The organism is Candidatus Tisiphia endosymbiont of Nemotelus nigrinus (genome assembly GCF_964026475.1).
Taxonomy (GTDB): Bacteria; Pseudomonadota; Alphaproteobacteria; order Rickettsiales; family Rickettsiaceae; genus Tisiphia.
This window is the reverse complement of sequence record NZ_OZ032151.1, coordinates 907,030-921,995: the sequence shown is the minus strand read 5'-3', so window position 1 is coordinate 921,995 and position 14,966 is coordinate 907,030. Positions and strand designations below refer to the sequence as shown.

The 14,966-nt window shown below is 33.4% G+C and carries 8 protein-coding genes, 1 tRNA gene and 1 pseudogene; 2 read left to right on the top strand and 8 right to left on the bottom strand.

Translation table 11 applies throughout. From position 1 onward, the window contains the following. Positions 1-13: 13 nt before the first annotated feature. The 7 genes and pseudogenes from AAGD39_RS04320 to AAGD39_RS04290 all read right to left on the bottom strand — a co-directional run bounded on the left by AAGD39_RS04320 (position 14) and on the right by AAGD39_RS04290 (position 9,399). Positions 14-3,040 (bottom strand): hypothetical protein, encoded by a 3,027-nt coding sequence (locus tag AAGD39_RS04320; protein WP_341756180.1) that lies wholly within the window; start codon positions 3,038-3,040, stop codon positions 14-16. Between the two features lie 16 nt (positions 3,041-3,056). Continuing rightward, a complete protein-coding gene (locus AAGD39_RS04315) occupies positions 3,057-5,495 on the bottom strand; it encodes a VirB4 family type IV secretion/conjugal transfer ATPase (protein ID WP_341757231.1) in 2,439 nt (812 codons plus the stop codon). Positions 5,496-5,632: 137 nt separating this feature from the next. Then, positions 5,633-6,019 carry a PIN domain-containing protein gene (locus AAGD39_RS04310; protein ID WP_341756179.1) on the bottom strand — a complete coding sequence of 129 codons (387 nt, stop codon included), beginning with the start codon at positions 6,017-6,019 and terminating at the stop codon, positions 5,633-5,635. Beyond that, positions 6,016-6,276: an AbrB/MazE/SpoVT family DNA-binding domain-containing protein gene (locus tag AAGD39_RS04305; protein ID WP_341756178.1), complete on the bottom strand. Its 261-nt coding sequence runs from the start codon at positions 6,274-6,276 to the stop codon at positions 6,016-6,018. Before AAGD39_RS04305 ends, AAGD39_RS04310 begins: the two co-directional genes overlap by 4 nt. A gap of 113 nt (positions 6,277-6,389) precedes the next feature. Next, complete coding sequence (gene serS / locus AAGD39_RS04300; protein ID WP_341756177.1) at positions 6,390-7,676, bottom strand: serine--tRNA ligase; 1,287 nt, start codon at positions 7,674-7,676, stop codon at positions 6,390-6,392. Next, positions 7,654-8,408: pseudogene (gene tatC / locus AAGD39_RS04295) on the bottom strand (twin-arginine translocase subunit TatC). Before tatC ends, serS begins: the two are co-directional and overlap by 23 nt. A 298-nt stretch (positions 8,409-8,706) precedes the next feature. Continuing rightward, the gene (locus AAGD39_RS04290) at positions 8,707-9,399 is read right to left on the bottom strand and encodes a CvpA family protein (protein ID WP_341756176.1); all 693 of its coding nucleotides are present in this window, start codon (positions 9,397-9,399) and stop codon (positions 8,707-8,709) included. 164 nt (positions 9,400-9,563) lie between these two features. On the opposite strand from AAGD39_RS04290, the gene AAGD39_RS04285 reads away from it, so the two are divergent. Further along, positions 9,564-10,133 (top strand): YqgE/AlgH family protein, encoded by a 570-nt coding sequence (locus tag AAGD39_RS04285; RefSeq protein WP_341756175.1) that lies wholly within the window; start codon positions 9,564-9,566, stop codon positions 10,131-10,133. A gap of 218 nt (positions 10,134-10,351) precedes the next feature. Beyond that, positions 10,352-10,436 (top strand) — tRNA-Leu (locus tag AAGD39_RS04280). 217 nt (positions 10,437-10,653) lie between these two features. Here AAGD39_RS04280 and rpoC read toward each other — a convergent pair. Further along, entirely contained in the window at positions 10,654-14,847 is a 4,194-nt protein-coding gene (gene rpoC, locus AAGD39_RS04275; protein ID WP_410520853.1) for a DNA-directed RNA polymerase subunit beta', read from the bottom strand. Positions 14,848-14,966 lie beyond the last annotated feature (119 nt).

The following is a 14,966-nucleotide window of genomic DNA, read 5'->3' as shown; positions in this document are numbered from 1 at the left end:
ACTCATAATTCGCTCAACGTAATGTATCTGTTAGATCTGCTGCAGAACCATGCGGACCACCAAGTACAAAGGTACCAGTTCTAGTTGGAAAATCATAGCTATTTTCAACAGGAAAATTACTTTTAAAGTTGTTTGTATATTCGAATCTAAGACTAGGACTTTCTTTACAGCCAACACCTTCAGGTAATGCTTCAAAAGCAACGGTTTTGGTAGCTACATTTGATAGACAATAACGTTGCAGTGGTTTATTCGGATCAATTAATACCCAACCAGGCTTGCAAGTTCCTAGTGCCAAATGACCTATTTCTGTTTTTGAGTCATTTGGGTTATCAGACTTCCATGTTGCGTTACCACTAATATCAGTTGGGGTAGAAATTGGTTCACATTTAGGGACATTAATTGGGGTGCAAAAACCTAATTCCTGTAGAGTTTTATCTCGGATTGCCTCAGTCTTCTGATTGTAGTTAGGAGTACCTTTTTTCTTATCAAAGGCATTAGTGTAATGCTGCCCGGTATTTATTGGGTTTCCTAGTGATGGGAGTGGATTAATTCTATCCTTGGCATCTATAGAAACTTTACATACTTCAACCCCTGCATTACGATCATTTGTATAACAATACACAGAATTATCACATGCATAAATCGTAATACCAGCACCACCATTTAAGCCTGATATAGAATCTGTCTTGTTACAATTGGTATCACTCTTTTGACGAATTCTAAGATTTAGATATTTGGGATCAGTCCTTTTTTCCTTAAACATTGAACAGTCAACTGTATCTGATTCAAGTAGTTTTGCTAGCACACAATTAGTATCATTTACTCCAGGAATACATTTTTCTGTATCTTTTGATTGTAAACAGCCATGTGTTGCCCCTTGAATATATTTACCATTTATATATTCAAGACCTTTCAAATATACCACATCTGTAATAGGGCTTCCTTTAGTATCATAGGGTATCTTGTCGTTTTTATATTCACCATATATCGTTGAAGGATTCATAGATTTTTCTCCAGAAAATGGCATAGCAGTATATATAGCTGGCGGGGTATTAGAAATATATGCCATAAAGGAAGTAAAATTATATCCTGCTAAATTTATTATTTCTTCTGTCTTCTGGTTATCAGGCGAGTGTACCGATAATGGTGTAACAACAGTGCTAGTTGCATCAACTATGCTCCCATCCTTATTTAATACCCTTATTGACGTAACAAATTGAGGGGTATAATAGCTATTATTAGGGCAAATAACTTCGGGATCTACCCCACACTCTTGGGTTAAGATTTGGTAGTCATCTGTCACTCTTTTTTCGCAACCGACCAACTGTTCTTCTTCCGTTACACAAATAGATTTGGGATCACGATGAAAAGAGAAGTCTTGATCGAAAAAAGCATCTTTAGCAATTGACGCAACAAAAGACCGGTTATTGCCATTATTATCTTGGAGTTCAAAGGTTTTATTTAGTTGTAATAAATTGTTACCATCCTGACTTTGTACCTTGGGAAATTCAATCTTAACATCGACAAATTCCCCAATATTTATTCCCCATATTTCTTGACAGGTAGTTTTACCATTTGCATCCTTGCTATTACAATCAGGTAAATCATCAACATAGTAATTACTTGGTGTGGAGTGTTCACCTATTCTTTGTGCGTATACTATCCTAAAGCCATCTTCGCAACCATTTTCAGTAACACTGCATTTAAAGTTAATTTTAGTATCAACACAAGGTCTTTCGTTATCAGTCGGACATTTTTTTATTACATCATGTTGAGCGCTATCTGTATGAACTTTTTGAGCTGAGAATGCAGCAAGATTTTTTATTACTACACATTTATCAGTTTTTTGAGGTTCTTCTTTATTTTTACAAAGAGGTATCAAATTGTCTAAGCTAACACGCACGACATTATGAATAAGATTATTCCTTAATTTAGACACCACACATGGTGCATCTGAAGACTGAACAAATAGACCATCTTTCTTCTTACTGCATACAGAACTTGTAGTGGGAGTAGTAATTAATGAAGCTAATTTAGGGCAATATGGTGGCGGGAAAGGGCCAAATGGTAATTCAACGCAACCAAATTGATAATCATCAACAGAACGATTTAGTGTACCAATTGTTTTAAGGACATCTTTTGCTATATCATACATCCATTGTTGCTCAAGAATTTTCCCCACCCATTTAACTATTTCTCGTATAACATTAAGACCTGGCGTATTTTCAGCACCCATCATATCTAATAACTTACCTAATAATGCTGACATACTCAGACTAGTCTTAAGGTCTATTAAAAATACTAGGACTTTTGTAAGAGGGTGTAATTCATCTGTTTTATGAAGAGGCTGTTTTACTGGATTCCAATCCAGCGGATCTAAGTGAACTCCGGTAGCTGAAACAAGATTTACCAAACCAGGATCACTATATGCACATAATTTTGGTCTATCAAATTTAAGTGCTGTGCCATCGTCTCCAATGAATAATTCGTCATCTTCTGGAAAACCAACATCATTCAAGTGTTTTCCAGGAGTGTAACCAGGATCTGCGGGTGTTCCTTTACTATTTAATGACGTCCGTTCAACCGCAGGAACAGCAACTCTAGCACAAATTCTGAGTAGAGGTAAACCATAAGCCCCAGGCCATATTACACATTCACCATCCCAATTTAGAGTAGTGGATTGATTCCAGCAAGCAAATGCATTACAACTTTGAGTTCTTATACGAATTCTTGGGGCAAAGTAAGAGCTTTCTCTGGTACGTTCTGCACAATGCTGCAGATAGAACCCAATCCAATTCTCTGGCGGATCAAATTGAATCAGGCAATTATCTGTATCACGTCCATCCCGTCTATTCCATGGTGGACATAGAGGATTTGGTTTTATTGTTCTTTTAACCGTGTTGTTCCATTTTTCATCTATCGTACTGTAACCACAATTACAGGGATTAGTTATACATTGCGCAACTTCATTCCAAAATGATGCATAGCTATTGCCCGAGTAAATCAATAAGAACAATACTAGATAATATTTTTTTAGCACCAAATTCCTCTTTCAACTAAATATGATTTAATGCTATATACAAATGATTAATCCAATTATCAGGATGCCCTGGATATTGTTGTAATATTTTTTGATATATTTTCAGTTCTTCGATTCCACAGGATAAAATCTTGATAATGCCAATTAAGCTTCCTATACTTAATTCCACAGCAATAGATTGACCATCTTGGTTTATTAAGAACATTCTAGAAGCAATTGTAAATTTCGATAATTTCTTTATTTCTGATTCATTTAATCCTAAAATTTGGTCTAAATACTGCAATTTTATTTCTGATGGTAAAATAATTTTAGTGTCTGTTAAGTCCAACCAATTTTGTAACACTCTAGTTTTTATCGACTGCAAATAACTGAAATTAAGATTACTAACCATGATCCCATTATTTTTCATCAATCTATCAGAAATCATCTGTGACATATTATCAAAGTTTTCTGGTCTATACAAGGAATCAAGATTATCTACTACTAATATTTTTGGATTCTTCCCTGTAATAGTTAAATGATAGTTAAATGCATATACTAACCCTGCACATAAACTATTATGCTTAGTTAAATTCATTGAGAATACTTCTTGAAGTTTTCTATCTGTTGGATAAAAACGTTCAGTAAAGGATTTTTCAGAGAAAGAATATAAATTAAATCCTATTATATTGCCTTCGGATAAAGGAAATTTATCACTATCAAATATACCATCATATAATCCTCCTTCTGCATAATCAGTTAATTTTAGTTTGATTAAATCCCCACCTTCTATAGAAAAATCCATTATTTTTAAAATCGATGAAAAATTACGATTCTTATTATCTAAACTGTGAATTTTATCAGCAAACTTTTCTAAAAAAGCTAATTCAACCTCGTTTAGGGGATAAAAAGAATTATTACAAATTATCTTAAGCAATTCGATAATAAAATGCCTTGATTCTAGAGTATTATCTAGTAAAAACGGATTTATTAGGTTTTTCTCCTTTTCAAACCACTGTCCTTCAATTGATTCAATAAAAATCTTTGAATCATTATTGTTGGAAAGATACAATATTGTTGGCTTATACTTAGTTGCTTCAGAAATTAAGAAATTTGTTAGTACAGTCTTGCCGGTATTAGCGGTACCAAAAATACAAGTATTTCCTCGATTATTACTTTTCGCATGAAAATTCATAAAGTAAGGCGTTCCCTTCTCCGTTCTAAGCAAGGTTACTGCTTTACCCCATATATTATTTTGGCTTCCGGTTGGAAAATTATGTAAGGAAGCTAAGGCAGCTGTATTTTCGATAATTGTTGGAGCTAACCTTCTAATATAGGAAAAATTACCTGGAAGTTGTGCCCAGAATGTCGATTCTAAATTTATATCTTCTCGTACATGGACAACCCCAATTTTAGCAAGTTCCTTAGATGCCTGGGCAATTGATTGATCCAATTTGTGCAAGTCTGATCCTATAATAGCAATGGAAATTTGTTGTTTACAAAATTGGTTTGGGATTGAATCATCAAGATTCATTATTTTATCTATTCCGGTGATTTCAGCAAGCTTAGCATCTTTACTAACTTGTAAAATATATGCCTGTTCTTCAAATGCTTTAGATACTTCTTTTTTATCAACGAAATAAAATATTTCTGTTGCTATTAATTCTACAGGTAATTGTAGGAATCCATCAAGGGCAGCTGATGATACTTCTTGATATTCCTTTATTGAAATAATGGATGCAAACTTTTTACCATGTTGGCTTATTACTTCAATCTTATCGTTACCAACTGCATATTGATTAGAGGCTAAAGCATTAGATAAATTAGTAATCGGTACTAGACAATATTCCTCATTAAGATGGACTATTCTACGATATAAAAACATCAGATCAGAGTAAGATTCTTCTCCTTCAAATCTTATTCCTAACTTTACTGCACCAAAATCTTGTAAATCCAGAAGTATTTTGTCAACAGTACTATTTAGCATTTTAAAAACACTATCTAAATAGTTATTTTGGTAATTGACAAGTTTATCGAAAGACAAAGAAGTTATCAAAGAGTTGATATCTTTAACTTTAATGTTATTAGAATCATAAATTATTGAGATATATAAGGTATTAACAAATTTATCATCCCAATAATTCTTTTGTCTCCATAGATTGTGAATATTAGCTGGTAACAATTTATTGTAAGGAGTTGTATCATCTAAATTTGTCTTACGTCTTACAGTATGTATCCAAAATGCAAAACTTTTATTACGAACATTTTTCTTGATAGCATTACGTACTACTTCTCGTAAATTGAATAGTTTATCACTAATATTTTCTGCATTGATACCATTTATTTGGATAGTCTGGAGTAGTTCCCCATTCTTAGTTAACAGAGTATTTTCATTATAGTGACAAGCTATAGGAATAAAATTCTCTGCCGAATTATTATACAAATCCTTATCAACTTTCCTCGAATTGCTAGCTATTTTAAACACCAATGATACCTATTAAATAAACATATATTATTTATATTCTTTTGTTTTTAATATACTGAATTTATGTAGTATACTCTAAAATTCTCATCCACTAAGTCAAAAAACAATAATTTTTCTCTTTTTAAGAATTATTTTTTTACTACTAAATCAAGTAATTTTTGATCAAAGGAAAGAACAGGTAAATCTGTAGTAACAGCTTTAGCCAGAAGAATACAATCAACTATATGCAAATTATATTTTAAATAATAATCCAGAGCTAATAAAAGATGGTTTTTATCACTTTGAACCCCTTTGTAAGTTAACATTTCAGATAAGGTCAAAGTTATTTTATCCTTGGGAATCTTATAGAAAGAGGATAAGACAAATATCACCTCAGTAAATACTGCTTGTTCAATTACAAGAGTAATATGACCGATTTTAGCTTGATCAAATATTTCTTTGGTTTTACTAAACATTTCTGGATTATCCGCAAGAAGATAACGAAGGATAAAGTTGCTATCACAAATATATTTCACTTCACTACCTTATTAGCTGTAGCTTCTTTAGAATAGGTACTATCAAACCATGATTGCTGTCTGATTCCATCAAATGAAATCTCTGAATCTTTCTTATAAATAGAAAGAGTTCCCCCAAGGTCACAGACAGGGGATATTATTAATTGATTATTCTCATTGACCTCTAAAGTAACAATGTTAGATTTAAAAATATCTCTAACTTTTTTTGGTAAAACAATCTGCCCCCTAGAACTAATAGTCAGTGTATTAATATACATTGGGTAGTTACCTAAATAGTTAATATTATTCCATTGTAGTAAAGCAAATTGTTAAATACAAGAAATTTATATTAAAATATGATAATTTTAGAAAGTAAGATCAATTATCAGGATCATTTATTACTAGTATGAATTCGCTCTAACCCACCCATATAACTTACCAAAACATCTGGAACCGTTATTGAACCATCAGCATTTTGGTAATTTTCTAGAATTGCAATTATTGTTCTACCAATTGGTAAACCAGAACCATTCAACGTATGGACAAAAGTAGTTTCGTTGCTACCAAATTCTTTATATCTAGCTTTCATCCTTCTCGCCTGAAAATCTCCACAATTAGAACAGCTTGAAATCTCACGATATAAATTTTGGCCTGGCAACCATACTTCCAGATCATAGGTTTTTTGTGCAGTAAATCCCATATCCCCAGTACAAAGCAACATAACTCTATATGGTAGATCAAGTTTTTTTAGAATGGTTTCAGCAGCATTAGTTATATATTCATGTTCACGCTTAGACTCTTCTGCAGTAGTTATTATAACCAATTCAACTTTACCAAATTGATGCATACGTATCATACCTCTAGTATCCTTACCACTACTTCCAGATTCTGATCTATAACATGGGGTATAAGCGACATAACGTATAGGTAATTCTTCCCTAGCTATGATAGTATCAGATACCATATTAACAAGAGGTACTTCGCCTGTTGGAATTAACCTGTAATTATTCACCGTTTCAAATGACTCTTCTGCAAATTTGGGCAATTGACCACTATTATACATAGCCATTGGTCGTACTAAAGATGGGGGGGATAATTCAGTAAAATCAAATTCCTGAGTATGAGTATCAATCATAAAGTTAATCAATGCTCTCTCTAACTTTGCTAAATCTCCCTTTAGAGTTACAAACCTACTACCAGACATTTTAGCTGTACGTACAAAATCCATCATACCTAAACTTTCACCAAGCTCAAAATGCTGCTTAGCGAATATTGGAGATGGTCTTGTTGTAATGTCTCCAACTATTCTAATTAGTTTATTCATACTTTCATCAGTACCGTACGGCACATCATCATCAGGAAGATTTGGTAATACCTCAAGCATATCGTTTAGCTGATGATTACTATTTAATTTTAGATTCAGTTCTTCTAATTTTTCATTTATATGCTCCACATCACGCTTTAATTCTTCAAATTCCTTACCAATCTTATTAGGCATGTTACCTAAACATTTAGATTTTTTCTTTCTTGCATGTTGAAATTGTTGAATAAGATTAGTAAGTTGACGTTTGCTTTCATCTAGTTTAGTAATTTTATTGGACATTGGGGCAATTCCCCTTTTAATAAGTAAATCATCAAATTCCTGCTTATTCTCCCTAATCCATTTTATATCTAACATCTAATTTCCTCGATTTTCTACAAATTTACACATAATGATTGAAGTTTCATATAATAAAAGCATTGGTATTGCAAGAGCAAATTGGCTAAGCACATCCGGTGGAGTTAAAATACCAGCAATAATAAAAATAATTATTATAGACCATCTTCGCTTGTTCACTAAGTCTTTTGCTGTTAATATTTTCAATAAATTCAATATTAACATAACAATTGGTAATTGGAAAGCTACACCAAAAGCAATAATTAGCTGAATTATTAAGTTTAAATATTCGCTAACTCTAGCTTCTAGAATTAGCGGAATAATGACATTATTATTTTCAAAGCTCAGAAAAAATTGCCAAGCACGTGGCATAACAAAATAAAACACAAATATCCCCCCACACCAAAACAAAACAGGAGCCATAAAAAGAATAAAAGCCGCATATTTTTTTTCATGTGAATATAATCCAGGTTTTATAAATAAAAAGCATTCTATGCTAATAATTGGTATAATCATGATAAAAGAAACAAAAGCCGCAAGTTTTATGTAAGTAAAAAATGCTTCAGTAAGACCAGTATAGATCACTCTTCTTGTATTATAATGACTTAATTCTGCCAGTGGTTCTAACAAAATATCATATATATTACTACTAAAATAATAACAAATAATAAAACCAATAACGAATGCAACAAACACTCGTAAAAATCTAGCTTTTAACTCTAAAAAATGTTCTTTAAATGTATATGATTTCATAAATTAACTATTTATAATGTTTGTCAGCTTAACTTAAATGTTATCCCTACGAAAGCAAGGATATTAGATTCCCACCACAGCTGTCAAAAGTTAGAAGGGGAAAGGTATTTTAAGTATGGTGTTTTAAATCATCTGTGGTTAACATCATTGCGAGGAAGACCGTAGGTCGACGAAGCAATCCAGTTTTTTGTCATACCTGCATAAACATGTATCTAGACACTTATATCTTTAAATTATGATATAAGTGTCTAGATTCCCGCCTACGCAGGAATGACATTGTATTTTTGCTTGAAATAAGCTAATCATTTTTCTCTAATTCTTGAAACAATACTTCATTAAGTTCTTGCCTAAGATCTTCAGGCAGTTTTTTCACTTTATTGGAAGATTCTTTAGATTGTGATTCTTTTAACACATTTGTAGTATCAATAATCTCTGATTTTATGGGTAATTTAATGGATTCCAAACTATCTTGTGGTAGAGTCTTTATAAGGTTTTTACTTAAATTATCTAGATAGGGAGTAGTCGCTGATTCTTTAAGCCATTCCGGATATTTATCAATGGTAGTATTTTGTATAATGTCTTTTAGCGTTTTTGCTTGCAGATAACTACCAGAAAATAAAATTGTTAAGATTAGAAATAGAAACAAACAAATAATCATACCCCTAAGCATACCAACGGCTAGGCCTAGAGTTCTATCAATGACCCCACCACTTATAACAGAAATTATCAAAAGAAATTTATGGGTTAAGAAAGAACATACGATCCAAGATATAATATAGGAGATAATCCCAGAACTGATTACTAGCGCAACATGGTTAACAAAATATCGAGTAACAATTTCAGTAATATATGGAGATAGGTAATAGGCAAAAAGAATTGAAAATATAAAGCAAAGTAAGTTAATAGTAAGTTTTATTAGCCCCCCATAGACTCCTAACATTGATGAAGCGGTAATAATTGCCAGTATTATTATGTCAAACCAAGTAAACATTAGACTTTTCTAAAAATTACTTTAGGTTTAGAATAAGTGTAGGATATATTTGTTTTCATATTCAAGAGTATTATTGAATAGACGTAATTTAACACTATATGTATTTAAAAGCTAGTGTATATATTTAATAGAGACTAAATAAATTTAATAATACAATAAACATTATGAATAAAAATAACAAAATTTTTGATAATCTATCTGGTAAGGTTTTAATAGCTACTCCTTACATGCTTGATGGTATATTTAATAAATCACTTGTTTATATGCTCTCTCATACAGCAGAAGGAGCGATGGGTTTAATTTTCAATAATTTAGTAAATCATATAGAAATAAAATCGTTCTTCAAAATATCTGATGATCAGGTAGATAATATTATGATGCCTATCTATTTGGGAGGACCAGTTGAGCATGAACGCGGATTTTTCCTGCATTCTGATGATTATAACGAGAATTTATTATTGAAGTTTCAGAATCATTTAGCAGTTAGTTCTAATCCCCAAATCCCTCATGATATTGCTTCTGGTCAAGGTCCTAAAAATAGTTTATTTATTATTGGTTACACTTCTTGGAAAGCAGGACAACTTGAAGCAGAGATTAAAGATAATCTGTGGATAATAACAGATTGTGATAAAGAGTTTATTTTTTCTGGTCATCCAGAACATAAGTGGCACAATGCTTTGCAAAATCTTGGTATTAAAGAATCTCATTTTTCTTCAAGAACGGGTAATGCTTAACAGCAAATCATCTAGATCCTTGACAAAACGACAGCTATAGTTTGCGGACAAGCTCTGAAAGTGTAATTCTACGCAATAGAAAAAATATCCTACGAAGGACAACTTAAAAATCGCATGGAAAAAGTTCTGAAATATTCTTTTAGTTTTAATCAAGTAATTATTTACATCTTACAAAGATACAGCTATTTTGTTGACAAGGTCTAAAAAATCTAATTAATGCCTCTGTGGTGGAATGGTAGACACGGTAGACTCAAAATCTACAGCTCAAAAGGCGTGCTGGTTCAAGTCCAGTCAGAGGTACCATATAATGAATGCGAATTGCCACGACCACTCATATCTTTACCCGTAGTTAAAAATAAAATTCTCCATGCAATAATCATGTAGATTACAACTTATGGGTAAAGATATGATGCTCACAACAACACCTTGTACTTTTTTGCAATTTCTAAATTGCCATGTGGATTATGCGTAAAGTGGGTTATTTTTTCATCTCTAGCTCTCCTTTTTTAGCTCAAGAATTCTACCTTACTTCTTCTATTTTTTTGTCCAAAGTATGAGGACCATTATAGTCAACTAAAGTTTTCTGATAGTCCATCTCGTCATGATCTAGCTTAGCTGCAAATTTACGCATCCTATTCATATAGAAACCTGTCCCTGCCGGTACCAACCTACCAACTATGACATTTTCCTTCAGTCCACGTAATTTATCGACTTTTCCAGCTATAGCAGATTCCGTTAGAACTCTTGTTGTTTCCTGGAAAGAAGCAGCAGAAATAAATGATCTAGTTTGTAACGATGCTTTAGTAATACCTTGTAAGATTGGTTGAGCTTCAGCCGGTCTTAAACCATTCTTGATAGCTTTTTCATTAATTTCGGCAAATTCACGATGATCTATCTTCTCATCAACCATCAATGTCGTGTCACCAGAATGAGTTACTTCTACTTTTTGTAGCATCTGACGAATTATTACCTCGATATGTTTATCGTCAATTTTCACACCCTGCAAACGGTAGACTGCTTGTATTTCTCCAACCATGTAACTTGTAAGAGCTTCCACTCCCATTACCTTTAAAATATCTTGTAGCACTGGATTGCCATCAATTAACATATCGCCTTTTTTAACAAGATCACCTTCATTAACAACAACATGCTTACCTTTTGGTACCATATACTCAATTGGCATACCACCTTCACTTGGCTGAATAATAATACGCCTTTTTGACTTATAATCTTTACCAAATTCAACTCTACCATCTATTTCTGCAATAACGGCATGATCTTTTGGACGTCTAGCTTCAACAAGCTCAGCTACCCTTGGAAGACCACCAGTAATATCTTTTGTTTTAGTTGATTCCCTTGGAATACGTGACAAAATATCACCTACTGATACTTTAGCACCATCTTCAACACTTAAAATAGCATTTACTGGTATATAGTATCTAGCCTCTAAACCATTGGATAACATGACAGTTTCTTCATTCTCATCAACTAATTGGATACGAGGACGTAACTCTGCTCCACGTAAATATTGTTTTGATTCAACTATGACTTTGCTAGAAATACCAGTTGCTTCATCAGTAACATCGCGAATTGATACCCCTTCTACCATATCCTTAAATACAACTTTACCAGATTTCTCGGTAATAATTGGAATAGTATACGGATCCCACTCTACTAATTTTTGTGCTTTTTTTACCTTATCTGAATCATCAGCTATTAATCTTGCCCCATATGGTACTTTATGTCTTGCTTTCTCATTATTATTACTATCCAATAATAATAACTCACATGAACGCCCCATTACAATCTTACGACCTTCGGAATCAACAACGACATTACGCCCTAGAATCTTTACTTTTGCATCATGAGAGGCTTCTATTGAAGATATTTCAGCACCTTTTGTTGCAGCACCACCAATATGGAAAGTTCTCATAGTTAGCTGAGTACCTGGCTCACCGATTGACTGGGCAGCAATTACTCCGATTGCTTCTCCTACTGAAACTAAGGAACCAGTAGCTAAATCTCTACCATAACATTTTACACATATTCCGTCAGCAATCTCACATGTTAAAACAGATCTTACTAACACCGAATCTAAACCAGAAGATTCGATTTCTTCTAATTTTGCTTCATTAATTAATTCACCAGCTGACAGTAATAGCCTATTAGTAACTGGATGATATACGTTAATCGCCACTGTTCTGCCTAAAATTTGCTCTGCTAGTGATACAATAACTTCGCCGCCATCAATAATACTTCTAACTTCTATACCTTTTGTAGTTTGACAATCTTCATCGGTAATTATGCAATCTTGAGCAACATCAACTAATCTACGAGTCAAATACCCAGAGTTAGCTGTTTTCAATGCCGTATCCGCCAAACCTTTACGTGCGCCATGTGTAGAATTAAAATATTCAAGAACAGTAAGACCTTCGCGGAAATTAGAGATAATAGGAGTTTCAATAATTTCACCTGATGGTTTAGCCATCAAACCACGCATACCAGCTAACTGCTTAATCTGTGCTGCTGATCCTCTTGCTCCTGAAGTAGCCATCATATATATAGAATTTACTTTTTGATGATTAGGCTTATCATTAACCGGCATCATCGCAATTTCTTTCATCATGTCATTTGCTACTTTATCAGTGCATCTAGACCAAGAATCAATTACTTTATTGTATTTTTCACCATAAGTAATCAGACCATCAGAATATTGTTGTTCAAACTCTTTTACCTCAGTCAATGTTGCATTAATATGACTACTTTTTGATTTTGGTACAACCATATCGTCCATACCAAAAGAAATACCTGAGGAACAAGCATATTTAAATCCAAGTTTCATTAGCTGATCAGCAAAAATCACCGTAGCCTTTTGACCGCAATGGCGATACACCAAATCAATTACCCCAGATATATCTTTTTTAGTCATGGCTTTATTTACAAACTTAAATCCAACATTATAATTGCGAGGCAATAACTCTCCGATAATTAATCTACCAAAGGTAGTATCCACCATAGTTGCCACAATTTTTCCTTCAGCATTAAGCATATCGCGGCGAAATTTTATCTTTGAGTGAATAGTTATTACCTTATTATACAAAGCATGTTCAACCTCCGATATATTGGCAAATACCATTCCTTCACCAGGTTCATTGTCAAAAACCATGGTTAAATAATAAAGACCAAGTACTATATCCTTATCAGGCACGATAATCGGACGACCATTTGCTGGGCTTAATATGTTGTTTGTCGACATCATTAGTACTCTTGCTTCAAGCTGAGCCTCAATTGAAAGAGGGATATGCACTGCCATCTGATCACCATCAAAGTCAGCATTGAATGCAGCACATACTAAAGGATGCAACTGGATAGCTTTACCTTCTATCAGTAAAGGTTCAAAAGCCTGAATACCTAAACGGTGTAAAGTTGGGGCTCTATTCAGCAATACCGGGTGTTCACGTATAACTTCTTCTAAAATATCCCATACTTCTGGTTTCTCAGCTTCAACCATTTTTTTAGCAGCTTTTATAGTGGTAGCAATTCCATGTAATTCAAGCTTTGAATAAATAAATGGTTTGAATAATTCCAACGCCATAGTCTTTGGTAAACCACATTGATGCAACTTAAGCTCTGGTCCAACAACGATAACCGAGCGACCAGAATAATCCACCCTTTTACCAAGCAAGTTCTGACGGAGACGACCTTGTTTACCCTTTAACATGTCACTAAGTGATTTAAACGGACGTTTATTAGTATTTTTCACTACTTTACCACGACGACCATTATCAAATAATGCATCGACCGATTCTTGTAACATCCTTTTTTCATTTCGGATGATAATATCCGGTGCTTTTAGTTCCAATAGTCTTTTTAATCTATTATTTCTATTAATAACTCTTCTATAAAGCTCATTAAGATCAGAAGTTGCAAATCTTCCTCCATCAAGCATAACTAATGGTCTAATCTCAGGTGGAATAATTGGCAGGACAGTCATAATCATCCATTCCGGCTTATTCTCAGATTCAAGAAAATCTTCCACTAACTTAAGTCTTTTGATAATCTTCTTCTTTTTAACCTCTGAAGAGGTACTTGATAAATCCTCCTGCAACTTCTTCTTTAATTCAGGCAAATCAAGCTCTGAAAGCATTTGACGGACTACTTCTGCTCCAATAGAAGCGGTAAAATTATCTTCTCCATATTCATCTTGTGCTCTTTGCAAGCCATCTTCCGATAGAAGTTCCCCTCTCTGTAGGACAGATAAACCAGGATCAACTACAACATAACTTTCAAAATACAGAATTTTCTCCAAATCTTTCATAGTCATATCTAGCAACGTACTAATCCTTGATGGTAAAGATTTCAAGAACCATATATGAGCAACTGGTGCTGCTAGTTCAATATGCCCCATTCTTTCTCTACGAACCCTAGATGTAGTAACTTCAACACCGCATTTCTCACAAGTAATACCACGATATTTCATACGCTTGTATTTGCCACAAAGACACTCATAGTCTTTCACAGGCCCAAAAATCCTAGCACAGAATAACCCTTCTTTCTCAGGCTTAAACGTACGGTAATTTATCGTCTCAGGTTTCATCACTTCACCAAAAGACCATGAACGCACTTGATCAGGACTAGCAATATTAATTCTTATTTGATCAAATTGCTGAGTACTGCTTAATTGCCCATAAAAATTTGTCATTCCTGTTGTCATAAAGATTTTTCCTCAAAAAATTTTATCAGCTCTAGTTTAGGAGATTGTCGGATATGACTAATTAATTAGTCATATCCGACAGTCTCCTAGCCTGAATTTGATATAGCAAGTTATTCCAA